27 protein-coding genes are annotated in these 26607 nt (G+C 41.7%); 22 read left to right on the top strand and 5 right to left on the bottom strand.

Features of this window, described 5'->3' with window-relative positions; all coding sequences use genetic code 11:
- Positions 1-108 precede the first annotated feature (108 nt).
- From DUT71_RS11720 to DUT71_RS11685, 8 genes are all read left to right on the top strand, one after another.
- Positions 109-459, top strand: coding sequence for a heavy-metal-associated domain-containing protein (locus tag DUT71_RS11720; protein WP_113662734.1), 351 nt, complete (start codon positions 109-111; stop codon positions 457-459).
- Positions 460-575: 116 nt separating this feature from the next.
- The gene (locus DUT71_RS20545; RefSeq protein WP_113662733.1) at positions 576-1871 is read left to right on the top strand and encodes an efflux RND transporter permease subunit; all 1296 of its coding nucleotides are present in this window, start codon (positions 576-578) and stop codon (positions 1869-1871) included.
- Entirely contained in the window at positions 1868-3805 is a 1938-nt protein-coding gene (locus tag DUT71_RS20540) for an efflux RND transporter permease subunit (protein WP_113662732.1), read from the top strand. Before DUT71_RS20545 ends, DUT71_RS20540 begins: the two co-directional genes overlap by 4 nt.
- Positions 3792-5480 (top strand): TolC family protein, encoded by a 1689-nt coding sequence (locus DUT71_RS11705; RefSeq protein ID WP_240186917.1) that lies wholly within the window; start codon positions 3792-3794, stop codon positions 5478-5480. Before DUT71_RS20540 ends, DUT71_RS11705 begins: the two co-directional genes overlap by 14 nt.
- Before the next feature lie 223 nt (positions 5481-5703).
- Entirely contained in the window at positions 5704-6891 is a 1188-nt protein-coding gene (locus DUT71_RS11700; protein WP_113662895.1) for an efflux RND transporter periplasmic adaptor subunit, read from the top strand.
- Positions 6892-6898: 7 nt separating this feature from the next.
- Positions 6899-8131, top strand: coding sequence for an efflux RND transporter periplasmic adaptor subunit (locus DUT71_RS11695; RefSeq protein WP_240186916.1), 1233 nt, complete (start codon positions 6899-6901; stop codon positions 8129-8131).
- A gap of 47 nt (positions 8132-8178) precedes the next feature.
- Positions 8179-8385: a hypothetical protein gene (locus tag DUT71_RS11690; protein WP_113662731.1), complete on the top strand. Its 207-nt coding sequence runs from the start codon at positions 8179-8181 to the stop codon at positions 8383-8385.
- Between the two features lie 8 nt (positions 8386-8393).
- Positions 8394-8948, top strand: a complete 555-nt coding sequence (locus tag DUT71_RS11685) for a DUF3347 domain-containing protein (RefSeq protein WP_113662893.1) — start codon at positions 8394-8396, stop codon at positions 8946-8948.
- Here the strand turns inward: DUT71_RS11685 and DUT71_RS11680 are convergent, their stop codons facing one another.
- Entirely contained in the window at positions 8949-9491 is a 543-nt protein-coding gene (locus DUT71_RS11680) for a hypothetical protein (protein WP_162796032.1), read from the bottom strand.
- A gap of 271 nt (positions 9492-9762) precedes the next feature.
- Here DUT71_RS11680 and DUT71_RS11675 point away from each other — a divergent pair, with 271 nt between their 5' ends.
- Positions 9763-10062 (top strand): hypothetical protein, encoded by a 300-nt coding sequence (locus tag DUT71_RS11675; RefSeq protein ID WP_113662729.1) that lies wholly within the window; start codon positions 9763-9765, stop codon positions 10060-10062.
- Between the two features lie 9 nt (positions 10063-10071).
- A complete protein-coding gene (locus tag DUT71_RS11670; protein WP_113662728.1) occupies positions 10072-10830 on the top strand; it encodes a DUF2931 family protein in 759 nt (252 codons plus the stop codon).
- Positions 10831-10896: 66 nt separating this feature from the next.
- Here the strand turns inward: DUT71_RS11670 and DUT71_RS11665 are convergent, their stop codons facing one another.
- Entirely contained in the window at positions 10897-11865 is a 969-nt protein-coding gene (locus DUT71_RS11665) for a GlxA family transcriptional regulator (protein WP_113662727.1), read from the bottom strand.
- Positions 11866-11986: 121 nt separating this feature from the next.
- On the opposite strand from DUT71_RS11665, the gene DUT71_RS11660 reads away from it, so the two are divergent.
- The 11 genes from DUT71_RS11660 (at position 11987) to DUT71_RS11610 (ending at position 21216) form a co-directional block, all read left to right on the top strand.
- A complete protein-coding gene (locus tag DUT71_RS11660; RefSeq protein WP_113662726.1) occupies positions 11987-12487 on the top strand; it encodes a DinB family protein in 501 nt (166 codons plus the stop codon).
- Between the two features lie 3 nt (positions 12488-12490).
- Entirely contained in the window at positions 12491-12991 is a 501-nt protein-coding gene (locus DUT71_RS11655; RefSeq protein ID WP_113662725.1) for a DinB family protein, read from the top strand.
- A 107-nt stretch (positions 12992-13098) separates the two neighbouring features.
- Positions 13099-13563: a VOC family protein gene (locus DUT71_RS11650; RefSeq protein ID WP_113662724.1), complete on the top strand. Its 465-nt coding sequence runs from the start codon at positions 13099-13101 to the stop codon at positions 13561-13563.
- Positions 13564-13574: 11 nt separating this feature from the next.
- Positions 13575-13985, top strand: coding sequence for a VOC family protein (locus DUT71_RS11645; protein ID WP_113662723.1), 411 nt, complete (start codon positions 13575-13577; stop codon positions 13983-13985).
- Between the two features lie 119 nt (positions 13986-14104).
- Positions 14105-14416: a hypothetical protein gene (locus DUT71_RS11640; RefSeq protein ID WP_205313923.1), complete on the top strand. Its 312-nt coding sequence runs from the start codon at positions 14105-14107 to the stop codon at positions 14414-14416.
- A gap of 142 nt (positions 14417-14558) precedes the next feature.
- Positions 14559-14993, top strand: a complete 435-nt coding sequence (locus DUT71_RS11635; RefSeq protein WP_113662722.1) for a DUF2147 domain-containing protein — start codon at positions 14559-14561, stop codon at positions 14991-14993.
- 32 nt (positions 14994-15025) lie between these two features.
- Entirely contained in the window at positions 15026-16012 is a 987-nt protein-coding gene (locus DUT71_RS11630) for a YCF48-related protein (RefSeq protein WP_240186915.1), read from the top strand.
- 151 nt (positions 16013-16163) lie between these two features.
- Positions 16164-16538, top strand: a complete 375-nt coding sequence (locus DUT71_RS11625; protein WP_113662720.1) for a response regulator transcription factor — start codon at positions 16164-16166, stop codon at positions 16536-16538.
- Positions 16539-16558: 20 nt separating this feature from the next.
- Positions 16559-17704, top strand: a complete 1146-nt coding sequence (locus tag DUT71_RS11620; protein WP_113662719.1) for a HEAT repeat domain-containing protein — start codon at positions 16559-16561, stop codon at positions 17702-17704.
- Positions 17704-19161 (top strand): glycosyltransferase family 2 protein, encoded by a 1458-nt coding sequence (locus DUT71_RS11615; protein ID WP_113662718.1) that lies wholly within the window; start codon positions 17704-17706, stop codon positions 19159-19161. The genes DUT71_RS11620 and DUT71_RS11615 overlap by 1 nt, the downstream gene beginning before the upstream one ends.
- 6 nt (positions 19162-19167) lie before the next feature.
- Complete coding sequence (locus tag DUT71_RS11610) at positions 19168-21216, top strand: LTA synthase family protein (protein WP_113662717.1); 2049 nt, start codon at positions 19168-19170, stop codon at positions 21214-21216.
- 453 nt (positions 21217-21669) lie between these two features.
- On the opposite strand, the gene DUT71_RS11600 is transcribed toward DUT71_RS11610, so the two are convergent.
- Positions 21670-22839 (bottom strand): hypothetical protein, encoded by a 1170-nt coding sequence (locus DUT71_RS11600; RefSeq protein WP_113662715.1) that lies wholly within the window; start codon positions 22837-22839, stop codon positions 21670-21672.
- Position 22840: 1 nt separating this feature from the next.
- On the bottom strand, positions 22841-24094 hold the full coding sequence (locus DUT71_RS11595) for a YaiO family outer membrane beta-barrel protein (RefSeq protein WP_113662714.1): 1254 nt from the start codon (positions 24092-24094) through the stop codon (positions 22841-22843).
- Positions 24095-24365: 271 nt separating this feature from the next.
- Here DUT71_RS11595 and DUT71_RS11590 point away from each other — a divergent pair, with 271 nt between their 5' ends.
- A complete protein-coding gene (locus DUT71_RS11590; RefSeq protein ID WP_113662713.1) occupies positions 24366-25019 on the top strand; it encodes a response regulator transcription factor in 654 nt (217 codons plus the stop codon).
- An 85-nt stretch (positions 25020-25104) separates the two neighbouring features.
- Here the strand turns inward: DUT71_RS11590 and DUT71_RS11585 are convergent, their stop codons facing one another.
- Positions 25105-26235 (bottom strand): serine hydrolase domain-containing protein, encoded by a 1131-nt coding sequence (locus DUT71_RS11585; RefSeq protein WP_240186914.1) that lies wholly within the window; start codon positions 26233-26235, stop codon positions 25105-25107.
- Positions 26236-26607: the final 372 nt, after the last annotated feature.

The following is a 26607-nucleotide window of genomic DNA, read 5'->3' as shown; positions in this document are numbered from 1 at the left end:
ACCCAATCGGCTATTCAAGCCAAATAATCCAAAAACCAATTTATTAACCCGTTGCTTCCTTTATGCTTTGCCATGCATGCATTTCGGGCAACAACAAAAAATTAAAACATGAAAGCATTAAAAACAATGGCTATTGTAGCATTGACTATGATTGGAAGTGCAGCTTTTGCACAAACTAAAACAGACAAAATTAAAGTATTAGGCAACTGCGGTATGTGCAAAAAGCGTATCGAAAGTGGTTTAAAAGATGCTGCCATTAGCAGTGCTGTTTGGGACAAAGACACTAAAATTTTAACGGTTAGTTACGATAGCTCTAAAATCACTAATGATGCCATTCAGCAAAAAGTAGCTGGTTTAGGACACGATACGCCTAAAAACAAAGCTAAAGACGAAACTTACGAGAATTTGCCAGGTTGCTGCAAGTACGATCGTACTGGAAAAACCAGCAAAGCACATTAAGTTTTTAGTCATTTCGACTGTAGCGTTGTAGAGAAAACCTATTCGAAAGATTTCTCCGTTTCGCTGCGCTCCAGTCGAAATGACGTCTTGTAAAAAAAGAAAAAGGGTATTTTAAAATGGTACATAAAATTATAGAATGGTCGATACATAACCGCTTTATTGTACTGGTATTGGCCATTGGTGTATTTGTTTGGGGCATTTTTGCGGTAAAGAAAAATCCGATAGATGCTATTCCAGACTTGTCGGAAAACCAAGTAATTGTTTTCACCGAATGGATGGGGCGCTCACCACAATTGATCGAAGATCAGATTACCTATCCTTTGGTCACCAACCTACAGGGTATTCCAAAAATCAAATATGTGCGTGGTTCGTCCATGTTTGGCATGAGCTTTATCTATGTGATTTTTGAGGATGACGTAGATGTATATTGGGCGAGGGAAAGGGTAATGGAGCGTATCAGTACCATTTCCAAAGCATTGCCCGAAGGGGCTACGCCACAATTAGGGCCTGATGGCACGGGAGTAGGGCACGTGCTGTGGTACACCTTAGACGCACCTGAAGTTGATTTGGGCGAGCAACGGGCCATACAGGATTGGTACGTGAAGTTTGCCCTGCAAAATGTACAGGGCGTAAGTGAAATTGCCTCTTTTGGCGGCTTCCAAAAACAATATCAAATTGCTTTAGATCCTAATAAGCTGCTATATTACAAACTTACGGTACCACAGGTAATTGCTGCGGTGCGAAGCAACAACAACGAAGCGGGTGGCCGTAAGTTTGAAATGAGTGATATTGGATATATCATTAAAACTTCGGGCTATTTAAAATCAGTAGAGGAAATAGCCAATATTCCTATTAAAAACCAAAATGGTACGCCTATTAGGGTTTCGGATATTGGAACGGTACAAATGACTGGCGAAACCCGTTTGGGTATTTTTGATCAGGATGGCGAAGGCGAAAGGGTAGGCGGCATTGTAGTGATGCGCTATGGCGAAAACGCCGCCGAGGTGATTGATAAGGTAAAAGCAAAAATGGCCGAAGTAGCCAAAGGCTTACCTAAAGGCGTGAAATTCGACATTGTTTATGACCGTGGAGAGTTGATTAAAGAATCGATAGACTCCATTAAACATACCTTAATAGAGGAGATGATTGTGGTTTCCCTGGTGGTTATTATCTTTTTATTCCACTGGCGTAGTGCCGTAAGTATCATTATCCAAATTCCAATTACCATTGCGGCAAGCTTTATTTTATTGAATGCCTTCGGTATTTCATCCAACATCATGTCGCTTACAGGAATTGCCTTAGCCATTGGGGTCATTGTCGACAATGGAATTATCATGAGTGAAAATGCTTACAAGCACCTGTCTGAGCGTTATGCGCAGTGGCAGGCCGATCAAAATAACACTACATCATGAAAAACTGGTTAAGAAATTTATTTCGCAAAAGTCCACAGTGGATTAGCGAAGAAGAACGCATAGAAATCATCTCCAAATCAAGCAAGCAGGTCTCGAGAGGGGTGTTTTTTGCCACAGTGATCATCATCACCTCATTTTTACCTGTATTTATGCTTACAGGGCAGGAAGGTAAATTGTTCCACCCCTTGGCCTATACCAAAACATTCATCATGATTGTGGATGCCTTATTGGTGATTACCTTAGCGCCAGTGCTGATTTCTTTCTTTATGAAAGGGAAATTTAAGCCTGACAGTGCCAATCCAGTGAACCGCTTTTTGGAGCGCATTTATGAGCCTATTATCAGGAAGGTATTGAAATGGCGTAAAACTACCATAGGGATTAATCTTTTGGCTTTGTTGATCACCATTCCCTTATTGGCTAGGCTGGGTACTGAGTTTATTCCACCTTTAGACGAGCAAAGCATTTTGTTTATGCCCGTAACCTTACCTGATGTTTCCAATGCAGAGGCGAAGCGTATTTTACAAGTACAGGATAAAATCATCAAATCGGTACCTGAGGTAGATAAAGTGTTGGGCAAAGCGGGTAGGGCAAGTACAGCTACCGATAACTCGCCCATTAGCATGATTGAAACCATTATTACGCTAAAACCCAAAAGCGAATGGCGAGAAGGGATGACCAAAAAGGATATTGTGAATGAGCTGGATGCCAAATTACAAATTCCTGGTGTGGTGAACGGATGGACACAGCCTATCATTAACCGTATCAATATGTTGGCTACGGGGATCCGTACCGATGTGGGTATTAAAGTATTTGGACAAAACTTAGATACCATTGCCGCGGTATCGGAAAAAGTAAAGGCCGCTTTGGAAGGTACACCTGGGGTAAGCGATTTATTTGTGGAACCTATTACTGGTGGTAAATACTTGGCCATTGATATTAAAAGGGAAGAATTGGCCCGCTACGGCTTAAACGTTGATGATGTGAACCAAGTGGTGGAGACAGCTTTAGGTGGCGCGAGCATTGGCAATACCATTGAAGGTAGACAGCGTTTTTCGATCAGTGTGCGTTTGGCGCAGGCTTATCGAAACAGCGTAGCACAAATTGAGCGTATTCCATTGCAGTCGCCTAGCTTTGGTGAAATCCCACTTTCAGCAGTCGCCAATGTAAAATTTGAAGATGGGCCACCAATGATCAGCTCGGATAATGCCATTTTACGTGGAGCGGTAATGTTTAACGTAAGGGATAGGGATTTGGGAAGTACCGTGAAAGATGCGATGGAGCAATTGAATAAAAAGGACGGGATTTTGCCAGAAGGTTATTTCTTGGAATGGAGCGGACAGTATGAAAACCTAATTAGGGGCCAGCAAACCTTGATGTGGATTGCTCCAGTGGTACTCTTGATTATCTTCTTCTCGTTATACTTTGCATTCAATTCCATTAGGGAAGCATTTTTAAGTTTGATTACCGTGCCATTTGCCCTCATTGGAGGTGCCTACATGATTTATTTCTGGGGCGTGAACCTTTCGGTAGGGGTAGCCGTAGGTTTTATTGCCTTGTTCGGTATTGCCGTAGAAACGGGTATTGTCATGGTGATTTACCTGAACGATGCCATGCAGCAGTTGATTAAGCTGAAAGGGAATTCCAGAGAAACGATAACCAAAGAAGATTTGAGGGAATACGTAATTCACGGTGCAGCCAAAAGGCTCAGACCAAAGTTGATGACCGTTTGTGTGTCGTTATTTGGTTTGGTGCCGGTGTTATGGGCTACTGGTGTAGGCGTTGATGTGATGCGCCCGATTGTATTGCCCATGATTGGCGGCGTTTTGACTTCATCAACCCACATTTTGTTGGTTACCCCGCTCATCTTTTTGATGTCGAAAGAATATGAATTGAGAAAATTTGGAAAATTGGAGGTGCACGATGTACATCATTAAAAAAATAGGCTCCTTGTTGGGGATCTCTTCCTTAGAGGGAGAGAGGAACGATGTGAATATTTTCCATCATTTCGACTGGATCGTCGTTCGAATGGGGGAAATATCCTCCCTCTTTAATTCTCCCTCCAAAGGGAGACACCAAGCGCAAATAGCTACACCTATATCCCCCTCTTTGAGGGGGCAGGGGGAGGAATTTTCAATATCTAAAGATTCCTCGGCTACGCTCGGAATGACGGGTCATCAGCATTTAGTACAAGGCAAAGGAAAAAGCTCCGAAGGGGGATGCCAGGTGCCAATAGCAACAGCTATATCCCCCTCTTTGAGGGGGCAGGGGGAGGAATTTTCATTATCCAAAGATTTTTCAGCTACACTCGAAATGACGCGTGAGGAGCGTTTAGTGCAGGGGGAGGAATTTAATACTTTCCACGCTGTAGGAATGATATTAATAGCCTTGTTGTCATTGTTTCCAGCATTTGCGCAAGCCCAAAAAGCGCCAGTACTCCCTTTGGATAGTATTTTACAACGCATCGATGCGAATAACCTATTGTTAAAATCGTATGGGTTAAAAGCAGAAGCTTATCAGTACAATGCCAAAGCAGCTACGGCTTGGATGGCGCCCATGGTTGGGGTAGGTACGTTTATGACCCCTTATCCCGGTCAAATGGTGATGGACGGTAGAGACAAGGGGTCGATCATGTTGCAGTTGGAACAAGACATTCCCAACTACGCCAAGTTAAATGCGCAAAAGAAATATATAGAGTCGAAAGCCAACGTGGAGCGTGCTACTAGAGACGTTACGCTAAATGATTTTAAGGCACAAGCCAAAAAATTGTATTACGCTTGGTTGGTGGCCCAGCAAAAAATAATGGTATTGGATAAAAGCACCCAAATTATGCAAACCATGAAAAAGATTGAGGAGATCAGGTATCCCTTCAACCAATCGAAATTGGGCAGCGTGTACCAAACTACCGCAAAACTGGAAGAAACGGAAAACATGAAACGCATGCAATTGGGAGAAATTGGCAAGGCGAAGGCTTGGCTAAATAGCCTGATGAACAGGCCTGGAAATACAGATTTTGCCATTGACAGTACTTACCAACCGCAATTTGTAGCCGCTTCGAATTTAGATACGGCAAGTTTGGCCATGGCTAGAAAGGATATTAAAAAGATGGATTATAATATCCAATCGATGCAGCTCAATATTGCTTCGATGAAAAAACAGAGTAAGCCCGATTTTAGGCTTCGTTTTGATCATATGTCGCCTTTAGGTTCGGGAATGCCCAAAGCTTTTAGCGTGATGGGGATGGTGAGCATTCCTATTGCTCCTTGGTCCTCGAAGATGTACAAATCGGAAGTGAAAGGAATGCAATTTGAAGTAGAAGCCATGCAAATGGAAAAAGCGGCCATGTTGCAGGAAACCCAGGGCATGCTTTACGGTATGCAATATCAAATTAAAACCATGCAACAACAAATAACTGCCATGGAGAAAAAGATTATTCCAACCCTACAGAAAACCTTAGATGTAAGCGTGCTTTCGTATCGTGAAAATAAAATGGAACTTCCTGAGGTAATTGCGGCTTGGGAAGCCCTTAACATGATGCAGAGCAATGTGCTAGATGAGAAATTGAAACTTTACCTAATGATTGCGGATTATGAAAAGGAATTATATAAGTAGTCTACTAACTGGTGTCATTTCGGCTAGCGTTAAGTCCCGAATTTTCGGTAGAGAAGCTTTTCGGGATGGAGATACCTCCCTCTTTAATTCTCCCTCCAAAGGGAGATACTTGATGCCAATAGTGAGGACGATATCCCCCTCTTTGAGGGGGCAGGGGGAGGAATTTAAAACCTCCCGTCATTTCAATAATATTCTCGGAATGACGAAAGTTGGTGCTAAAATAATGACGTTGTTATTGATCGTAACGCTATTCATCACTTCCTGTAAAAGTAAGCCCGAAAAGCAACATCATGATGTGGGGAAAATTACGGTTGATAGTGCTTTAAAGGCTTTGGTAAAACCTTCCAATGAATTAGTGGTAGGCAAAACAACTTTGATAAAGGCAAGCCACGAAACCAAAATTTTAATGGCAGAAGCGCAAGGGATTGTAAATTATGATTTACGCAGCGAAACCAGTGTAGCCAGCAGAATTGCAGGTCGTTTGGAAAAATTGTGGATCAAATACAATTACCAACCTGTTAGAAAAGGACAACTGCTTTTTGAGATTTATGCACCAGATTTAGCAGCGGCACAACAAGAGTTGATTTATCTTTCGCAAAGCGATGGCGACCAACAACTTTTAGAGCGGGCAAAACAACGCCTGATGTTACTGGGAATGAGTGCTCAAAGTATTCAAGGGGTGTTACGCAGCAAAAAGGTCAATTATCGTATTCCGGTCTATAGTCCTGCCGATGGTTTTATCCTAGAAAAATCGGCAGCAAGTGCAGGACCTGCAGCACCAAGTAGCTCAATGGCTGCCAGCGGTGGTAGTGGGGGCGATGGCATGTCGGGAATGAGCGGTGGCGGTGGTAGCCCTAGTACAGCACCTGCACCAGCAAAGGTTGAAAGTACCGCTGTATTGCTAAGAGAAGGCCAATATGTAAGTGCTGGCGAAGCTTTGTTCACCATTTATAAAAGCAACCAGTTATTGGCTGAGTTTATGTTGAAACCAGATTTGGCAGCTTTTGTATCTAAAGGCACCAAGCTTGCTTTCTTTAAAACGGTTGATAGGGCAGGTACCTTTCAAACGGCTGCTATTGGCATGATACAACCTACCATTAAAGCGGGTGAAAACTTTACGCTGGCCAGGGTGTACCTTAATGAGCAGGGTTTTAAAGCAGGCGAAATATTAACGGCTAAAATTCCTGTACTGATACCACGCAGCTATTGGCTGCCCGAATCGGCAGTGTTAACCATGGGCAACAAAAGTATCGTGTTTAAAAAAGAGGGTGCGGTAATGGTGGCCCAAGATGTTCAAACTGGAGTGAGGATGAATGGCCTAGTACAGGTTAAAAGTAACGTGGCCGATTGGCAGTTGGCTAAAAATGCCGCTTATTTAGTAGATAGTGAAAGTTTTGTGAAATCAAAATAACAGTGTGATGAGAATTACCATAAACTTATTGATAGCCTTATTGATGTCGTGGGTTTTACTGGGCTGTAAAGGCAGCAGTAACGAAACGGAGCAAGGGCATGAGGCGCATGCAAAAGGTGGTGCTAAAGAGGCCGAGAAGCCAGCCCAAACTTTTACTTGTCCAATGCACCCACAGATCGTTAAGCATGAAATGGGCACCTGTCCAATTTGCGGAATGGATTTGGTGCCATTTGAAAAGAACAGCAATGACAAAAGTGTGAAAGTGGATGCCCAGAGGCAACTGCTGGCCAATATTAGTACGTTAAAATTGGGCGATGCTGGGCAGGTGAATAGCCAAACCGTATTGAATGGAAAACTGGTGGTCGACCCACAACAAAGCAATTATATCTCTGCCCGTATTGCAGGAAGGATAGAGCAGCTTTATGTGCGGGAAACTGGGGTGGCCATTGCCAAAGGGCAGGCTTTGTTTAAGCTTTATTCTGAACAGTTGGCTACTTTACAACAGGAATACTTAATGGCTTTGGCACAACAGCAACAGTTTGCAGGCGACAAATTGGAGCAACAATTGGTAGCCTCGGCCAAGCAAAAGTTGTTGTTGTACGGACAAACGGAAGCGCAGGTGCAAAGCTTAAGCAAAACCAAACAGAAAAGCCCTTATGTAACCGTTTATGCTACGCAAGGTGGGGTAGTGGCCGAGTTGAGTGTTACCCAAGGACAGTATGTGTCTGAAGGTAGTCCCCTGATGCGTTTGGAAGGCTACCAGCAATTATGGGTAGAGGCTGATCTTTATCCAAATGAAGCAAAGCTGATTAAAAGGGGCCAAAAACTTAAAGTAATTGTAAACGGATGGGAAGATCAAATGCAATGGATGACTGTCGATTTTATCAATCCTTCGTTACAGGCCGGAACGCAGCTCACTCAAATGAGGGGCAGTATTCCCAATGTAAAAGGACAATGGCAGCCTGGTTTGCAGGTTAAAGTATTATTGGATGGAGAAAGCTCGAAAAAAGGGTTGACTTTACCTATTGATGCGGTGATTAGGGATGGAAAAGGGGAGCATGTATGGATCAAAACCGGTAAGGATAGCTTTGAACCTAAAGCCGTAACTACTGGAGCAGCGAATGAAAGTAGTGTAGTGATTGCTTCGGGGCTTAGTGCTGGAGAAGAGGTAGTGGTTACCGGAGCATATTTGTTGTATAGTGAGTATGTGTTGAAGAGAGGGAAACATCCTTTGGGATAGTATTTACACATTACGCCTCAATAGCCGGCGTGGCCTAGTTCTTTTTTATGGAAAAAAGAACCAAAAACCACCGACTGCGTCTGGCGCTGGAAAGTTGGTGGTTTGGCCAATTGTTGCTGTCCGCACCAGCCAAGGTCGGTTTTAACGGGGAACGTTGGGATTATGGGGCTATCGCTGGGATGCCAAATATTAAAGGTTTAATGGTTGACGACGATTGGCTAAAGGAAAAGATTAATAACGAAATACGAAAATGATTAAAAATATGAAAGTAATAGTAGGTTTATTAGCAGGAACAGTATTATTAGCTGCGTGCAACACCGCTACGGAGAAGAAAGACGAACACCAACATCAGCATGGCGTTCAACAAGAGGTGAAGCAGGAAAGTGCAGCTAAGCCCAGCAATAATGCAGTAAGTTTAAAAGATGAACAGTTGAACCTGGTTTATCAGCAGTACTTATTGTTGAGCAAAGCTTTGGTTGACTCGGATATGGCGGGCGCTAAAGAAGCGGGAATGGCTGTTGAACTTGGTGCAAAAGCCATTAGCAATGGGGCTAAGCTGGCTAGTTTAGCTGCAAAAATTACGGCTGCAACTAATATCGAAACACAAAGAACCTTGTTTGCTGATTTGAGCAATGAAATGTTGGCGAAAGTAAAAGCGGTAGGCTTACAATCGGGCGAAGTATACGTGGAATATTGCCCTATGGCCTTAAACGACAAAGGTGCTTCTTGGTTAAGCAACCAAAAGGAAATCAGAAATCCATATTATGGCGAAAGTATGCTGGAATGTGGAGAGGTTAAAGAAACCTTAAAGAAATAATTAGGGTTTCTCTTTTTTCTCCTCTGGTTTTATCGCTTGTACAACAATACCATATTGCTTATCCTCGATATTGTAGTTTGTTTTAAGCTGCTCGGCAGATATGATTTCTAGTTTAATGAATTCTTTATCTCCTATGGTAGATAAGTTTCCTTCGTAATTTCCTTTTTGAATTTTATCATTAAGGATGTAAACAAAGTTCTGATCATTTTTTTGTGAGGTATAAAGCTGATCGAATTCAGGAGAAACTTTTTTAAAATAGGAGATGAATTTACTCTTGGCATAAGATCTGGTTTCTATCATCACTAACCCATCTTTGGCGGCATCGCCATATCTATTGGTCGCTGCGGTATCATATAATAATGTGACTACGGTAACAGAGTCAGAAGGTAGGTCTTTAATCATAGCTGTGGTTGCTTTTTTGTCATTAACTACAAAAAATGGTTTAGGACCTAGTTTCTTTATTTCGGTATCTGGATTGGATTTCTGAGCAAAAGCTGCACTGTATACTGCTAGTAAAATAAGCGTTAAGATGGATTTTTTCATGTTGTTTTTTGCGATGAAGTTAATGTTTGTTTGTTCATAAAAGCAAATTTTAATGTCAAGTTGTTGCAGGTTGGTTGAGGGCAATTCTATTGCCTTCACAATCTTTAAATTCTGCTACATATCCTAAATCGCCATTGGTAGGCGAGAATAAACAGTTTTTTCACAATTCGTCAATTATAGATGCGAAAATAATCTCTTTGAAGCGAACAAAGCAATTTTATATTTGTATAGTTAATGTTTTCAGTTTAACGTAATCGCAAGAAGAAACTTTATGGAGCAGGAAGAACTCAAACAAAGGAACAGTAGTTTATCGGTAGTGATGATTGGCGTTAACTTACTGTTGCTGCTGATTTTCCTGAATATCACGCCCAGTTCAGAAAATGAACAGTTTGAAGCCATTATATTCATCAGTTTTGAGTTTGTGGTGCTCGTGGGTTTGTATGCTTTTAGCTATCACGGAAAAGCGTATCGGGCAGGGAAATGGATTTTCGGTATCGCTTTGCTTATTTTCTTAATCTTTATGGGCTTATTATGGTATGCGGCACAATTGGGCAAAGCGTTTCAACATTAATACTGGTTTATGAAATTTAATCTCGTTAATAAAATATATATCGGTATTGCCGTGATGTTGGTATTGGCTAGCATTTGGAAGATATGGCAATTTAAACCATGGGACCGACACTATTTTTTCGCCAGTGTGAGTACGCCTTATACCTTTCCCATTTATATTCGTGATATTTATTTTGTATATCCTGGGGCTGATGAGTATGGCGAGGGGTTTTCGTACACCAAAGAAGAAGTAAATAATTTCAATAGTCACTGGGGGGCCGAGTATTTTTCGCCTCGTGTGTCAGATCCTTTGCGTTTTCCCAAGCAACTGATATTCCAATATGTTTCGTATAGAGATCAGAAGTTTTACCGAGATACCTTGGATTTGCCCCAGCAGCTAATTGAAGATACTTTTAAAGAAGCAAAAGAAAAGAACCAGTTGATGACCATGTCTACCAGTCTTGGAGGCGATGAAAAACAAGGTTTACATTTTGTAGTGGGTATTGCCAATGATGGCGATTTAGTGGTTTGGTTAAGGGGCACGTATTTAGAGAAAGTATTACTGAAAACGAAATTGAAAGCTCGCGAACCAAAGGCAGAAGATTTATACTACGCTAAGCCCATGAGCAAGCAAGAGTATTATGAAAAGATGTTTCAGTTTGTCCCCGATACATTAAAGAACTTGATTGATAATGGGGTAGATCGTAATGCAAAGTATATTGATAGCCCAACGCATTATATCGAATTGAACAAGGAATACTGGGAAGCGGAGAAAAAAAGGAAGAATTAATTATTAGATTGTTGGATTGTTGATTTTAGGATAGGGATTCCCCATATACTCGGAATGACATACTAACTACCTCACCTGAAACTTCTCTCGATATTGCGTTGGAGTCATTCCCACGCTTTTCTTAAAAACTTTCCTGAACGCCTTTGCATCATTATACCCAGAGCTATAAATGATTTCGTTCATTTGCTGGCTGGTTTTTTCCAGCAATTGCTTCGCGGCCTCAATTCTGGTTTGCTGTAAGTACTCAATGGGTGTAATGCCCGTAATGAGTTTAAAACGACGGACAATGTTCCTACGACTGGTAGGAATATCCTTAATCAACTCTTCAATAGTAGCGGCATCCTGATAGTTTTGCTCTATCTTTCTTTGTGCTTTGGCCACCAATTCATCCGTATGATCTTTGGAAGGCTGAAAAGTACTAAAGTACGATTGGTTTTCCCGATCCATATCAATGGCAAATACCTTGGCAATACGAATGGCCATTTCCCGGCCACAATATTCATGTACCAAATGTAGCAACAAATGGAACGATGAAGTTGCACCGCCACTGGTATATAAACGTCCATCCTGTGTAACGGTCTTATCGGCCTTGAGCTTTACTTCCGGAAAAGCATTGGCAAAACCATTGCTGGCATCCACATGGGTGGTGGCAATTTTACCGTTTAAAAGGCCACTGGCGCCCAACAAAAAAGCACCCGTGCAAAAACTGCCCAAACAAGCCCCTTTCTGATATTGTGCAATGAGATGGGGGATACACTTTTGGTTCGCCATGAGCGATGCCTGCATATTATCAGAAGTAAAGGCGGGGATCAAAATAATCTGCATCAAGGGAGCATCCTTCAAATCCGTTAGTTGATAACCCAAAGCCTCCTTGGTTTGCGCCATCGTTTCTTCGCTGGCAAGCAAATAAATATCGAAAGGAATTGCCTCTTTGCTGGCGGCCGATAACTTGTTTACCGTTTCAAATACCTCTAACACCGCTGCAACACTTAACAACTTGTAATCTTTACTTAAGAGCAATCCTATTTTTTTCATGTTTATATTTTGGGTTAATCTAAATTACTAAAAATGTCGCGAATGCCCCCGAACTTTGACTACAATAGCAAGCCTTGATTGGGAAAAACCACTGTAACTTAGTGTAGTAAAATTTAAAGCTATGGACATTAAACCAATTAGTAACAAAATGTACGGGTTTTTGGTGTTGTACGATATGCACACCATTTATTACCATAACGTATTGGATGGCATTAACGATGAAGACGCCCTAAAGCGCCTCGATACCAAGGCCAATCATATTGCCTGGATTGCAGGAAGTTTACTACAAGAACGTTTTGAACTGGCCAATTTAATGGGGCTGTCATTACAGCAAAGTGCCAGTGAACTGTTCAAGCATCATCAAGGGATTAAGGATGGAGAAAAATATCCATCGTTAAAAACCTATGAGGCTGAGTGGGATCGTATATCGCCTTTGTTAAGAGAAAAACTTTTGAAGGTGAGCGAAGCGGAGTTAGATAAGGTGATTGATTTTCCGGTGGAACAAATGAGCTTTCCATTATTTGATATGGTGAGCTTTAATACCTATCGAGAAGCAAATTGCATTGGTCAAATTGCATTGTGGCGCAGGTTGTTGGGGTATGAGGCCATGAAATATATGTAAGCGATGGAAAATAAAGAAGCAATCGTGAGTACTTTAGAAAGTACTTTTTCGGAACTGGATAAGGCAATTAAACGTTTTGACGAAAGTACCTTTAACCAAAAGCCAGCAAAGGGAGGTTGGACACCTGCGCAAGTTGCACAACATTTGGCTTTGGCAGGAACTGGAATTGATGGCGTACTATTGGGCGAAACCCGAACAACCGAAGGAGCCCCAGATAGGCAAGTTGAAAGCATTAAAGAAGTATTCCTCAACTTCGACTTGAAAATGACTTCGCCAGACTTTATTGACCCTGCGGATGAGGTATATGACCAAAAGGTTTTGATAGCGCAGTTGAAAAATGTTGGCGAAACCCTGGTAAAACTGGTGAATGACCTAGATTTAAGCCCTACCTGTTTAGCTTTTGAAGTGCCAGTATGGGGATTTATGACCAGATTGGAAATCATCTATTTTGTGATTTACCATACCCAACGGCATACCCGACAGCTCCAACAAATATCCTTTTAAAAAGATGTCTTAAATGCCCTCAAAGTTGACCCGTTCGGCAACGTGGAAAACTAAAAAGGCAACTAGATTTGTGTCAAACAATATCTCAAAATCAAAACAATAAAACGATGATTATCAATCCTTATTTAAACTTTAACGGTAATACCGAAGAAGTTTTCAATTTTTACAAAGCCGTTTTTGGCGGAGATTTTCCTTTCTTGATGCGCTTTAACCAAGAACCCCCAGAAGCAAACGATCAGGAAGGCTGTATGGACCAAGGTATCCCCGAAGAAGAAGGCAACGGTATTATGCACATTGCACTCCCAATCGGTAAAAGTATGTTAATGGGTACCGATGTACCTTCGACCATGCCGCAGGTAACCGCTGGAACCAATATCTCCCTTTGTGTAAGTGTAGACAGTCGTGCAGATGCCGATAGGATTTTTGCTGCTCTTGGTGCTGGTGGTACCGTGCAAATGCCAATGGCCGACATGTTTTGGGGCGATTATTATGGCATGTTGACCGACAAATATCAAATCCAATGGATGATTAGTTACAATGAAGCACAAGACGGAAAAGCTGCTCAATCATAAAGTTTAAGGAAATGGCTAGAAAAATATATGTAAATGTGCCTGTAAAGGACCTAACTAGGTCAATTGATTTTTATACCAAAGTGGGATTTAGCTTTAATCAACAATTCAGCAACGAAAATGCGACCAGTATTATCGTGTCTGATGATATTTTGGTAATGCTGTTACAGGAAGACTTTTTTAAGAACTTCACCAATAAACCTATTGCCAATGCAAAGGAAAGTACCGAAGTGCTGATCAGTATTTCTGCCGAAAGCAGGGAAGAAGTAGACGAAATGGTTGGTTTGGCTATTGCTGCGGGAGGCGCCTCACCAGTACCTACCCAAGACCATGGTTGGATGTATGGCCGCAGTTTTGAAGATCCTGATGGGCATATTTGGGAAGTTTCCTATTTGGATATGAGTGCCATTCCTGAAAAGGCTTAAACTAATGCAATGAGCAACGCCGCTAAAATAGGCGTTGCTCATTGTTTTTAAATAGCTTAACATCTTTATTTCAATTATTTAAGAGTGAAATATTTTTTATATTTGCTTCATCATCCACTATGAAATTTATGATTGAGGTATTTAAAACAGATATAGACCAACCTTTAGTCGCCCAACAAATTGTTGACGAGATAAGAGCACTACCCTTGGGGGTTGATGCCAGTTTTGACCTTGAAGATTGTGACCATATTTTACGAGTGTGTGGTGATTTTGAACCTATTTCCCTGAAAGACCAAATGATAGCGTTGCTGCTTTCAAAAGGCTATGTTGCCATTCCCTTAGATGATGATGATGGTTTTTCAGTATATCAACTGGAAGAACAATTATTGGGAACTCAAACAGGAATTATTGCCTTTTTGAATATTAGATAAAGCCCCTCTCGTAATTAAAATTGGATACGGTGAGGTGCTTGGGAAATTACAGCCCTTTTGAATAAATTACCTTCTAAATTTTAATTTCCTAAAACTTTTATGATGCTTAATCCTTAACTTTATAAAGATTAAATGTCAGATTATGTTAAGGAAAACCTCATTATTGATTGCGTTCATAGTGTTTTCGCTACAATTATTTGCGCAAAAAAAAGACGATATCCTTGGAAAATGGGTTAATCCATCAGGTGAAGGCCAGATAGAGATCTATAAACGTGGGGAGAAATATTTTGGGAAGCTGGTTTGGATCAAAGAACCCAATGACGAAAAAGGTAAGCCCAAAACAGATGAAAAGAACCCCAATGAAAGCCTGCGAAACAAACCTATTTTGGGCTTGGAAATCTTAAAAAACTTTGAGTTTGATGGAAGTAAATGGCAAGAAGGAACCATTTACGACCCTAAATCTGGGAAAACCTATAGCTGTAAACTTACGTTAAAGGAGCCTAACCAGCTAAGCATCAGAGGTTATATTGGCGTTTCGTTAATCGGTAGAACCGAGGTTTGGAAAAGGGTAAAATAATGCGCAGGCTCCCTTACATATTATTTGGAATAATGCTACCATTTTGGGCTGCAGCTCAAAACTACCAGCTTAAGCCTTTGGTAACTGATGCTAAAATCAGCATGCGTGGCCTATCGGTTGTAAATAAAAAAATAATTTGGGTAAGTGGCACCAAGGGAACCGTTGGAAAATCAACAGATGGCGGTAAAACTTGGCAATGGCTACAGCCCAAGGGCTACGACAAACTAGATTTTAGAGATATCCAAGCTTTTGACCAAAACAAGGCTATTGTGGTAAACGCGGGATCGCCAGCCTACATTTTATCCACCATTGATGGAGGCAAAACATGGCGTGAAAACTATAAAAATACCGATAGCGCAGCCTTTTTTAATGGAATGGATTTTTGGGACGGGCAAATCGGCATGGCATTTGGCGATCCAATTAATCATAAAATGCAGCTGTTGCGTACCGATGACGGCGGATTAACGTGGAAAAATATATCCGAACAGCTCAAACAGCCTATGGAGGTAGGAGAGGCGGGGTTTGCTGCCAGCGGAACATCCATTAAAACCACCGGAAATGGAAAAGTTTGGATCGCTACCGGAGGTGTCGTCTCCAATATCTATCATTCTGTTAACTACGGAAAAAGCTGGAAAGTATTTAAATGTCCCATTTTGCAGGGCGAAAGCAGTACCGGTGTGTTTTCGATCGATTTTTGGGATGAAAACAATGGCGTAGCAGTAGGAGGCAACTACTTAAACGATAAGGATAACCAAAATAATGTGCTGCTCACCACAAACGGGGGTAAAAAATGGAAGAAACCAACGCAGCCCGTAAGTGGTTATCGTTCTGGTGTAACCTTTGTAAACAAAAACCTTTTAGTAGCTACAGGCACTTCGGGCACTGATGTTTCCACCGATGGCGGCCAACGTTGGCAGAACATCTCCGGCCTAAGTTTTAATGCCGTAAAAGCGGCCGACGGATTGGTGATATTGGTGGGCGGAAAGGGCCAAGTTTACAAGCTTGAACCCCAGTTGTAATATCGCATTTCCACATTGTGGGGAATTTACTACTCCTAAAATGCGTGTTTAAAGCTATATTTGTTTACTGAAACTACGCTAACCACGCTTTTGGGCATATTCAGATAAGTGGTAAGAAAATTGCAATGTCATCTTATATAAAAGGAGTAAAATGTCGAAAATATTAATTGCTGAAGATGAAGTTTTGATGCTTAAGGCCCTGGAGTTTAAGCTTAAGAAAGATGGCTATCAGGTTGATGTGGCTGCTGATGGCCGACAAGCCATGGAAAAAGTCAAAAGCAATACCTACGACTTGATCCTGACGGACATCATGATGCCCTTTGTAGGCGGTATGGAGATTTTGAGCTACATCAAAAATGATCCGATCAAGAAAAACACTCCCGTATTATTGATTTCTGCCGTAGGCTTGGAAAATGTGGTGTTGGAAGGTTTCCATTTGGGTGCCGATGATTTCATTTACAAGCCCTTTAACCTTAACGAACTCTCTGTTAGGATCAAAAGATACATTAAGCAGAACGTTTTCTAATAAAAACGATTGGCCAAAACATGAATTTTTTCCAAACGGTCTTCAACTACATCAGGGAAACCTATACTGATCGATTATTCTATTTCCCGTCCAATATCAGGATTTCGCTCCTGATTATCCTTTTTTGTGTGATTGCCGTGTTGGAACTTTATGTTTATATCAGCTTTAGGCGTGCCCAGCAGATCAAAAGGAAACGCGACGAAGCCAAATGGAAGGAATATATCGATAATATGCTGGCCAATTTGGTGATTTTTGATGAGAGCGATAGTACCGAGGACATTGTTGCGCACTTTTATCCGAAAATGAGCAAATTGCCATTGCGCAACCCGATCGTGAATGAGGTTTTAACCGCCGAGATCCTAACTTACCACAAAAATTTCACGGGCAAGATACATGAAGTGCTTTCTATTTTATACCGTAGGCTAAACCTGGACCGGAAATCGAAGAAAAAGATCAATAATAAAAACTGGGAAGTAAAGATAGAAGGCATCCGGGAGGCCAATGAAATGCGCATTAAGGAAATGGCCGGCGAGATCATTAAGTATACGGATGATGAAAACAGCCTTTTGCGCATGGAGGCTCAGGCAGCCTACATCAAACTTTCTGAGCAATATCCCTTCCGCTTTTTGGATAGGGCGCAGGAACGTATCTTGGACTGGCACCAAGTGGTGCTGTTCGAAATCATCACCAAAAACAAGCAGTTGAGCATTCCATCTTTTTCGCACTGGCTACGGTCTTCAAATGATACGGTGGTAATGCTCTGTTTAAAGCTGATAGAACATTTTATGCAGTTTGATGCAGCGGAAGAGGTACAGCGACTTTTGAAGCACCATAATCCAAAGGTGGTAAAGAAATCGGTAGAGATCATTGGTAAATTGGAGCTCGCCGATGCGGAAAAGCACATGTTTGAGGTTTATTTTGATCAACCTGAGGAGATTAAGTTAGAGATATTAAATTCTTTGGGCAAAATTTCATCGGGCAATTACAATGATTTCCTCTCCTCCAGAATTTACTCCACTGATCCCAAGATCAAAAAAGAGGCACTTTACGCCATCAAAAGAAATCCAGAACATGGCGAAGAAAAACTTCGCGAAATATACAAACAAACTACCCTAGAAAACCAAGCCTTGATTAAGCACGTTTTAGACCACCGTATTAAGCCATAATGAGAGAGTTTTTAGCCACTTTTGAGACATTCTTTAATAATGCGATATTCTATTACGCTTTGTTCGTAATGGGTTCATACGTGGTGCTCACCTTGCTGTCGGCCATCGAAATGAATGGCTATATGAAAAAAAACAGCTATGTGAACTATCGCGAAATATTGGTGTCGCCTTTGGCTCCCTCGGTATCCATTTTGGCCCCCGCTTATAACGAGGAGGCCACTATTATCGAAAACATCCGGTCCTTGCTTTCGCTGCATTATGGCAATTACGAAGTAATCATTATTAACGATGGTAGCAAGGACAGCACTTTCCAGCGGATGTTTGATTATTACCAGTTGGAAAAGGTTGATTTTGCGGTAAACTACCAAATCCAGTGCAAAGAGATCAGAGGGGTTTACAAATCTAAGCTGCCTTCTTTTTCTAAACTAACCGTAGTTGATAAAGTGAATGGCGGCAAATCTGATGCCCTCAATGCAGGAATCAACGTAGCGGGAAAAGACCTGATTTTGTGTATCGATGTTGATTGTATTGTACAGGAAGATGCGCTTTTGAAGCTGGCCAAGCCTTATCTGGAAGAAAAGTACCAAGTGATTGCTACCGGCGGCGTGGTACGTATTGCCAACTCATGCAAGGTGGAGGATGGTAAATTGGTGGAGGTGAACATGCCTAGGAATTTATGGCCACGTTTTCAGGTGCTGGAATACATCAGGGCATTTTTAATGGGGCGTATGGCGTGGAGCAGGCTAAATGGTTTGCTGATTATTTCGGGTGCCATGGGCTTGTTTGATAAGAACATTGTGATTAAAGTGGGCGGTTACGACCATAGTACCGTGGGCGAGGATATGGAGCTCGTAGTGCGGATGCGGCGCTATATGTACGAGCAGGACAGGAGGTTCAAGGTGGTTTACATTCCCGATCCTTTGTGTTGGACCGAAGCTCCCGCTGACCTGCAGGTTTTGGGCCGCCAGCGTAACCGCTGGACCCGAGGTACCATTGAAACGCTGTGGATGCACAAAGACCTTTTCTTTAACCCCAGGTATGGTATTTTGGGAATGCTGAGCTATCCGTACTGGTTTTTCTTTGAATGGTTGGCGCCCATTATTGAGTTTTTGGGAATCAGCATTTTTATATTGTTGGCTTTTATGGGCAATATCAACTGGGAATTTTCGCTTATCCTGGTTTCCATGGTGTACTTCTTTTCATTGGCACTGTCAACGGTGGCCATTCTTTTCGAGGAGATGTCGTACCAGCAGTACACCAAGGGCGGCGATTTGGTAAAGCTATTGTTAGCAGCTTTTTTGGAGCCTATTTTATACCACCCCTTAACGGTGTATTGGGCCATTATGGGAAATGTACATAAGTTTGCCGGCAAAAATAACTGGGGAGCAATGACCCGCAAAGGCTTTACAGAAAAAAAAGCTGTTCAGGAGGCTCCAACACAAACCACAACGATTTAGATTGATATGGAAAATACTTTTTTTGAAGCACCAGAATACCCGGTTTTAGACAGGTTTAAGAACAGTGCGATCCTGTTTCTCAAATATTCAGTGGCCTTGCTGGCAACCGTATTTTTTATCAAGTTGCTGGAATATACCTATATCGTCATTAAGGGCAATATCCCTAACGGATTTTTCCTGTTGGCATTAAAATCATTGTTCTTTGATGTGGTTTTTGTGCTCAAATGCTTGCCTGTACTTTACCTGCCTTTTCTGCTATTCTTCTTTTCGTTGAAGGTGAAAAAGCAGATTTATGTTGCAGCCGGAATTATCTTCAGTATCTATATCCTGGTATATTTGCTGTTGCTGAAATATTTCTTCACAGCTTTGGTGCCGCTGGGATCTGATTTTTATGGTTACTCTTACGCCGATATAAAGCAAACGGTTTCGGCCGGTTTAAGTATCGATGTCTTGAGTGTCATCATCTTTATACTGCCATTTGTATTTCTGTGGTTTGTCCTTAAGCTATCGGCCAAAATCAAGACCTTCAACTATCGGATAGCTGTTGGCGTTTTTGCGGTATCCATGGTACTGCTTTACTTTAACGTTTCGTCGCTGCCTTCACAAGCTGGCTTCAAAAAAGATTTCGACTACAATGTGGCCATTAACAAGGAAGCTTTCTTTTTTGAAAACAGTTATGCCTACTTTTTTGATAATGAGCCCAACGTGGATATTTATGCCGCCAATTACTTTGAAGATGGTGCCGATGGCAATAATGCCCTTAGGCCGCAAATGAAATATGTGAACAGTGCCTATCCGTTTTTAAGGGAAGAGAATACCTTGGAGGTACTAGGTAATTTTTTTAACGTAGACAGCACCGCCGCAAAGCCCAATGTTGTGTTTATCCAAGTGGAGGGTTTGGGCAGGGCCTTTAGTGGGCCTAATGCTTATTTGGGTAGTTTTACGCCTTTTCTGGATCAGCTAAAGGGCAGAAGTTTATATTTCGAGAATTTTTTAGCGGCCCAAGGCCGAACTTTTGCTTCACTGCCATCTATTTTGGGTTCGCTACCATTTTTTGATAAGGGCTATAACGAACTGGGAAGCCGCATGCCAAAGGCCTTTACTACCTTGAGCCTATTGAAACATAACGGTTATCATTCGTCGTTTTTGATGAGTACCGATGTGGCTTTTGATAATGAAGGGCTTTTTATCAGATCGCAAGGGGTTGACCAATTGATTTCAAAGGCCAATTTTAGCGAGTTTCCAGCGGCGCATAATTCTTACTGGGGCTATCCGGATTTGGATTTGATGAAGAAGGCGATTGGCTTTTATGCCAAACTGCCCAATAATAGGCCGTTTGTGAGCTATATTCAAACGATTTCCATGCATACGCCTTACAAGGTCCCCGAAATGGATCGCTATTATGATTTAATGGAAAGCCAAATGAACAAACTGGGCTTTGATGAAGGGCAAAAAGCAGCGCATAGAAGCTACAAGGACCAATATGCCACCATCATGTATAGTGATGAGGCATTAAAGTATTTCTTTCAGGAATTTGCTAAACTACCGGCCTATAGGAACACCATTTTTATCATTACCGGCGACCACAGGCTTCCGGAAATTCCAATGTCGACCAAGATTGATCGTTACCATGTGCCTTTGATCATCTATTCGCCAATGCTTAAACGCAGTGCCAGTATCAGGTCAATATCGAGCCATTTGGATGTTGCGCCATCTTTGCTGAAATTTTTGAGTACCCATTACAAAGTGAGCACGCCAGAATTGGTAACGTGGGTGGGTACGGGATTAGATACCGTACGCCAGTTTAGGAATATACATCGTTATCCGCTTAAACAAACGGTTAGTGATTTGATAGACTACGTCTCGGGCGAATATTTCCTAAATGGGCAAACCTTGTTTAGTATTGGCGATAACTTTGACCTGCAGCCGATGCAGGATGATAACCGAAGGAACCAATTGCTTGGGGAGTTTAATCAATATAAATCACAAAATAACCAGGTAACGCAAACACTGAAATTATTGCCAGATAGTATTTATAAGAAATTTAGGCCTTAAATAGGCGATTTAATTGGAAAACCTTGCAGGTGTTAAAGCCCGTGAGGTTTTTTGTTGTTATTGGCAGATTAAAGCTTTGCGAAGTTTTTAAAACTTCGCAGGGCCCACCAGTTGCCAAAGCGGTGTAAGTGTGATGGGCGGGTAAGTTGATGCCTTGCAGGTTTTTAGGCGGCATAAACTTAAGAAGTACCTTTTAATGCTAGCCCCGACAGTAATGGAAAGCCCGCAAGGGAGCGTAGCGAGTGCGGACTTGAAATGGATGGCGGGACTATCGGCTTGGTTTAGCAGGAGTTTTGCGCTGCCAAAATAATTGAAAATGTTTGGCGTTAAAACCTGGCAGCTTTTTATACTGTTTTGTGCTGATTAGAGATTTACGGAGTTTTTAAAATTCCGTAAATCTGATCAACAAAGGTTTTTAGCCACAAAAGTGGAGGTTTTGATGGTAAAAGAGGATTATTCTTTTTCCGCATCCATGTCCTTATGGTAGTCGTCGAGTATGGTATTGATCATTGGACGATAGAATTCCCAAAAAAAACTCACGCGTTCGGCGGCAATATCGTCGTTATAGAAAAGCTTGCGAAACATACTGATGCCCTTAAAGTACGAGCCACCCTGCGAAATGGGATTGTCGGCAAAATCGCCACAGAAATAGTAGAACTTGTAATCCTTTCGGTAATGCTCTATAATGGCCGGAAATTGCGAGGGAATGTTGTTTTGCGCCAATATTTTCGCTCCAGCATCATTTACGCTCAGGTCGTAAAAGGACACGATTTTATTTGCCCTTGAGGTTTGGATGATATCAAACCAGAAGGGATATTTCATGGCTTTGGGGATATTGTACCTTTCACGTTCTTCTTTTCGGGTGAGGATAAAAGGCACTTCGCCGTTCAAATGGTTTACGTACTCCAGCACCACAATTTTGTCGCTTTTATGCACAAAGGCAATTCCCGACCGTTTAAAGGGCCATTGGTTGTTGTTTTGAGCCTTGTAGTTTTCTACCAGCCATTTGGGTAACTCTTTATTGCGTACGGTGTCAAAAGAATCGAAGTATTTACCTACCCATCCGGTCCATTTAATTTTAAAAGTATGCTCGAAATCGCGAGCAACGGTACCTGATGTTGGTGTGGCAAAGGTGTTAAATTCGGTAATGATAAGCTTTTTCTTTTGCTTCATTTTTTTCAGGAAAAGCATGTCCTGTGGCGAAAGTCCACCATAAAGTAGGCGTTGCCTTTCAGTGATGTTTTTGGCCAGGTACCACTCTTTGGAATAAATTCCGTAGGTATCGGTAATGTAGGCCATGTCGGCATGTACGCTTAGTTTTTCCAGATCCTCGTCGGTAGCTCTCTCCAAACCTTTCAGGTCGTATTTTTTGTTTTTGTTAGGGAAAAAACCAAAATAATCACGCCCTACCTTGTATAAATCTTTAGAGGTTTTGGAGTACTTGTTATTGCGCAGTACCCAGGTAAGCGAGGCATGTTCCTGCCCGGTTTTAAATAATACCGTTTTATCAACAATGGCAATTACCAGTTTGGTTTTGGGCCAAAAAAACCAAACCAAAAACATCCAAAGCGGCATGGCAATTACCAAATAGAATAAAATGGTGCTGATGATCCCACGCTTCATGTTAAAATCTCTTAATTAAGGAAATTCCAACACCTATTTGGTTGCCCCATTCATCGGTACGGTATTCTTCGTGGAACCATAGGCCTGTGGCAGCCAAAGTAAAGTTGCTGAACAGGTCTCTGGAATAATTCAGTCCCAATTTGTAGGTGTTCAGGTTGCCGGTACCCATAATGTTCCTCGCCCTGTCGTCGGGAGATATTCCTGCACCAACTTGGAAGCCAATAAAGTTGTAACGGTCAGAAAAATAGTAGCGGGTGGTAAAGGTATAGGAGTGCGAGAAAACATCTACATCTGGTGATAGGTAGGTTTTTAAATTGAAGTAGAAATTACCGGTGTATTTTCCCAGTGCAAGTACGTAGATATAAGTTTTGGTGGGGTTAAAATCCAAGTACCTGAAACCTGTTTCGGCATCAAAACTTTTAGGAAGCGTATAATAAAGTGATACACCAGCCCTGAACCTTGGGAAAATATCCGATTGCGAGTAGCCAGCGCCCACATAGGCGTAAATGCCTTTTGAAATAGAGGGGTAAGCTTCGATTTCGCCCTGTAAACCATCACTTCTGAAACGGTTGCTGTACATGAGCCTGCCCGTTACCGATCCTAGCGAAGTGTTGCGGGTATAATCAATGGAGGCATAGTGCCAGGGATCATCAAAGCGTTTATCGAAATAAACATATTCATAGCTTAGGTCGATCAGGTTTTTGGTGTTCTCGCTCCTCAACATCTGATAATAGCTTTTTACCGTATCCTGATTGGGGTTTTGCTTATTGTAATTACGCAACAGTGCCAAGGCTTGCCGGCTGTCTTTTAGGGCGTTGAGCGCTTTTGCTTTTTTCAGGAGCAGCTCGGTTGAATTGGGATCGTACAACAAACCCTGGTTGGCGTGGTCCAAAGCCCTCGAATAGTTTTCGTTCCAATATTCCAGGTCAAATATGGCCGAATGCGCTTCTATGTTCTGCGGTTCTTTGGCCAATACTTGGTTAAATTGGTAACGTGCGCTATCCAACTTATCGCTCCAGGTGTAAACCCTTCCTAAAAATAGATGTATATCTGCATAATCAGGGCTTTTTTGCAAAGCTGTTTTAAGCAGGGCAATTATTTGGGGATAGTTTTGCTTTTCCTTTGGAATGTTTCTCGCTTGCGTAAACAGTTCGTCGGAGGTTTGACTATTGGTATCCTGGGCAAACAACAAGCCTGTAAACAGTACCTGCAAACACAGCGCAATCGATAAAAATCTGAAGAGGGTTTTTGTCATGTGATTGGTTAATTCAATTTACATACCAATAGGCAAAATTATTTTCAAACAGAGAGAATAAAAGCAAGAAATGCCCTGATGCGCATTCTGTAAAGCTCTAAATTACTAAGAGTAGCGCTACTTACAAAACAGCAACCGAAACTTTAGGAAAAAAAATCTACAATTTGGGGGAATATCACCTTTATCCTATTTTTGGTACTTTTGCATTTTGAATAAAATGCGCTCTAAAATTTAAACCTGAACAGGTAGGAAAAGATAAATCGCTCAAAAAATGGATCTAGATGATAAGCTTGATGAATTGAGGCGCATTGCCGATGAATTGCCAGTTCCCATTATTGTACAGCAGGTGTCAAACTACGGTGTGGTTTACATGAATAGGATAGGTTTGGATATTTTGGGTGTTGACTTGAGCGAATTGCAGGCCATTGATCCCAAGGAATATGTTACCCGCTATTTTAACATTGACGATGATAGGGACTATGCCACGAAGATTAAACAGCGGCTGCAACAGGTTTCGGACAAGAGCACGTCTTATTTTCAGCAAGTGAAGTCAAAAGATGGCCATTGGAAACTTTATGCCAGTAACACCAAGGTATTTTTAAAAAACGCGGAGGGCGAAGTTACTCACTTGGTTACCACCGCTAGTCCGGTTGATCCTGAACACCATATTACCATTAAAGTTAACCGTTTAATGGATGATGTAAGGTTTTTGCGCAATAATGCCATGGTGTTTGCCAAGCTATCGGCAAGGGAAATAGAGGTGCTGAAGCTGATGGCCTTGGGCATTAGCTCACCTGAAATTGCCGAACGTTTGTTTATTGCACTGGCCACCGTGGATACCCACCGCCGAAATATCCGTAAAAAACTATCCCTTAAAAACAACTATGATGCCGTGAAATTTGCGCATGCTTTTAACCTATTGTAAGATTGTTGAACTGAGCACAGAGCTTGTTTGGTATCAGTAATCTTTTTATATCCCTAGTTTGCGGCAGGCGCATGCGGCCAAACGTTTATTTAGCAATAAGGTGTTGGTAAAGAATGTTGAAGCTTTCCTTAATGATGTTTTTAAAGCCATCGGTTTCATTTGCACCAGTACCATTGGTAATAACCACCATGCCAAACTTCTGTTTTGGATCGAAGAACATGGCGCTGTAAAGGCCGTACGCAGAGCCGGTATGGCCAGTTAAGGTTTTTCCTGAAATAAGTTTATTGGTAGTGCGTAACGCAAGGCCATAATTTTCTGGTATGCTAAGGGGCGTTTGCATTTGCCTGGCACTTCTTTTAGTGATAATCCTGGTGCCCTTGGCTTTGCCGTAGTTCATGTGCATGGTCATGTAGGTGGCTAAATCTGTGGCCGATATTTTCATGCCGCCAGTGGGCGATAAAACGGGAGTAGTGTAACCTATCTGGTAGTTGCTCAGCTCCTCCCTGCGAGGTGCGTAGGCCGCTGGCGATAATTTAAAGGTCTTATTTTCGTATTCGTACAGCGAAACAAAACGTTTGGCATCCAAAGAGTCGATACAATAGCCGCCATATATCTTTAGCGGCGCAAGGATATGCTGCTTCACATAACTGTCGAAACGCTGGCCAGTGAGACGCTCGATTACAGCGCCCAACATGTTAAAGTTGAGGTTACAATACAGGTAGTTCGTTCCAGGTTGCTTATCGGTATAGCATTTTTCCCAATTGGGGTTTTTGGCAGGGTTGATCGCGTCCAGGTTAAAATACCCCTGGCTGTCGTTAATACTAGAGGTGTGTGATAAGACCATTCTTAGGGTAATCACCGTTTCTGGAAATTTTGGATTGCGGATTTTAAAACCTACCAAGTTGCCAAAATCATCATCTAAGGAGGCTTTTTTAGCTTCAACCAATTGCATCATGGAAGTTGCCGCAAATGATTTGGAAATAGAGGCAATCCTAAAAATATCGGAATTGCTCAATGGTAAATCATCTTCAAGACTCTTTTTGCCAAAGGACTGCTGATACACCAATTGATTGTTCTTGATTACAGCAACAGCCAATCCAATAGTCTCGGTATTAGCCATACTTTGGGTAATTTCCTGTGCTATTTTTTTCAATTGTGCATGGGAAGGCAGATAAAGGAATAGGGCGGAGAAGGCGAGGATGAGTTTCTTGATCACAACGATAAGGTTTAAGTTTGCTTAATTCTAAGTTACGGTTATTTTGGGAATGATTTTGATTTTGTAGTAGATAAGCGTGGTTTATTTGTAAGAACATAAAGCTTGCACTGGATATAATCATACTTTGAAAATGGAATGTCAATCTGCTTTTCGGGAAAAACTTTATTTAAATGCAAAAACATCGCTGCGGATATGTTTGAAAGATGAGGTAAGCACTTTTTTAAAAAAGAAATAGATATTTCTATAGAGCAGATTATTTTTCAGGAAGATTACGTCAAGATTCATTCACAGTTAAGGAGCATATGATACATCGGGGTGATCAGGGGCATTGCCAGGAACAATGGCGGCACCTACACCTACGAATATAACCTG

The sequence above is a fragment of the Pedobacter nanyangensis genome (assembly GCF_003313505.1).
GTDB classification, from domain to species: domain Bacteria; phylum Bacteroidota; class Bacteroidia; order Sphingobacteriales; family Sphingobacteriaceae; genus Pedobacter; species Pedobacter nanyangensis.
This window is presented reverse-complemented; position numbering and strand designations above follow the sequence as displayed.